This window comes from Nitrincola alkalilacustris, from assembly GCF_008973755.1.
In the GTDB taxonomy this organism is placed as follows: domain Bacteria; phylum Pseudomonadota; class Gammaproteobacteria; order Pseudomonadales; family Balneatricaceae; genus Nitrincola; species Nitrincola alkalilacustris.
Genome location: NZ_WBOM01000020.1, coordinates 1 through 2,077, shown reverse-complemented (window position 1 = coordinate 2,077; position 2,077 = coordinate 1). Strand labels below are relative to the sequence as shown.

1 protein-coding gene is annotated in these 2,077 nt (G+C 56.0%); it reads right to left on the bottom strand.

Features of this window, described 5'->3' with window-relative positions; genetic code table 11:
• Nucleotides 1-77: 77 nt before the first annotated feature.
• The gene (gene ltrA / locus F7R27_RS18540) at nucleotides 78-1,355 is read right to left on the bottom strand and encodes a group II intron reverse transcriptase/maturase (protein ID WP_151705759.1); all 1,278 of its coding nucleotides are present in this window, start codon (nucleotides 1,353-1,355) and stop codon (nucleotides 78-80) included.
• Nucleotides 1,356-2,077 lie beyond the last annotated feature (722 nt).

Sequence of the window (2,077 nt, the reverse complement as noted above, 5' to 3'; positions counted from 1 at the left end):
ATCGAGTAGGGTGAGGCGTCACCGCCTCATCCCTCTCACAGAACCGTACGTACGGGCCTCGTATACGGCTCATGCCTTTAACTTACCCCGAGCTCGGGGACAGCGATACCCGTTTTCACTTTGGTTAAGTCAAGCAACCCCAGTTCGTCGTGCAAGTAGCTATTGGGCAGCGCCAGATGTGCCAGTGGTGACGCCGCATTTCGCCAGCTTTGCATCTTGATAAACTGAAACGGCGGGCGGTAACCCAGTTGCTTCAGCCTACGATGCAGTCGGCTCGACTTCTTCCACTGCTTTAACTGGATGCAGCGCAACCTCCGCCGTATCCACTTCATCACCTGTTTCAACACCCTTGCGCAGTTCGCTACCCGGAAGTAATTGCTAAAGCCCCGTAGCACAGGATTCAGCTCGCGGATGATCGCCGCCAGTCCCACACCCCGGTTTCGCTTCGTCAGTCCTTTGAGCTTCTGCTTGAGCCTAAACACCTTCTTTTCCTGTATGTGGGTGCACTTGGTGTGCATCACCACGCCCAGGAACTTGACCCCCTCATCGCTGTGCGCAATGTGGGTCTTGGTGGCGTTAACCGTCAGCTTCAGCTCGTTTTCCAGATAGTGCCGGGCTACCCTCAACGCATTCTCCGCCCCAGCTCGTGAGCCGCACAAGATCAGAATGTCATCCGCATAGCGGACGATGCGATGGCCTCGTGCTTTCATGAACTGGTCGAAGGCGTCCAGATAGACGTTCGCAATCAATGGACTGATCACGCCGCCTTGTGGGCTGCCCAGCTCTGTCTCCTCAAGGTGGTACCCCACCATCACGCCGCTTTCCAGGAACTGACGCAGCAATGACAGAACACTACCGTCCGTTACCTTCTGCCGGAACTGGCGGATGATCAGGTCGTGGTTTAACGTGTCAAAACACTTCGACAAGTCCATATCCACCACCCATTCACGTCGATAGCGACGGATAAACATCTCCGCCTTGCCAATCGCATGATGACCACTGCGCCCCGGACGATACCCATAGCTGGATGGATGAAAGCCAGGATCGAAGAGAGGCTCAATGATACTGCGCAGCGCTTGCTGCACGACACGGTCTCGGACTGTCGGAATGCCCAGCAGACGCTCGCCGCCATCCTCCTTGGCGATGATGCACCGTTTGACCGGTTGCGCCTGATAACGCTTTTCCTTCAGTTCGAGTAACAGGCACGACAGCTCCACCTCCAGATCAGCTTCAAACGCACTCAGGCTCTGACCATCAATTCCGGCTGCACCCTTGTTGCGCTTGACGTGTCTGAAGGCTTCATACAACACCCGCTTCGACAGCAGGCGTCCATATAAACTGTAGTATTTCCTCATGCCTGTTCATCTCTGTGCGGGGCATTCGGATCTCAGGCTTGGCTGCTGGTATATTTCAAACGCACCGCCCGGGTACTAGCACAGGGGCAATCTGCCGCCACGGTACGTTTTACTCCCGCGTTCAGGGTGGGTGAGCTCTACTGCGTTCCCGCAGCTCCTCTGCCCACGCCCTTATCCCGTCGGATAACATGTGAACACAGCGTTCGCTTTCTAATCTTTACGACCACGCTCGTTAACGACTTCCGCCCTTCGCAGTCACATAAGGCTTTTGACCTGATGCGCTCCACTGAACCTCCGCCAGCGGTCATTCCAGTTTTACCCTCCACACCATTACTGGCTTTCATCGGCTGGAACTTCAACACTACTACGGCTTCATCTGCCACCTCACACCCACGACAACCTTAGCTTTCGCTTTGTGTCGTCGCTGCCGACTCCTCCGGCTCAGATGCCAGGCTTCCCCAGTTACTGCACTGACTCCCTGTTAACGATCCCACCCTCAATCACATCACATGTCTGACCGGGTATCGGGCGTCGCGCCATTTCGCACGCTTACCCACATGCGCTGCCGAATCAGGTTCACTTGCGTTGTGTGCCGTTAACTTCCTATGGCTTCCTTCAGACCCCATCGTTGGCCAATGACGCCCTTGCCATTCGGATTATCTTCCCCCCGGTCGGGGTGATCCCGCCTTCTTTCAGGCGGGCGGGTTTGCCAGCTTCGCTGG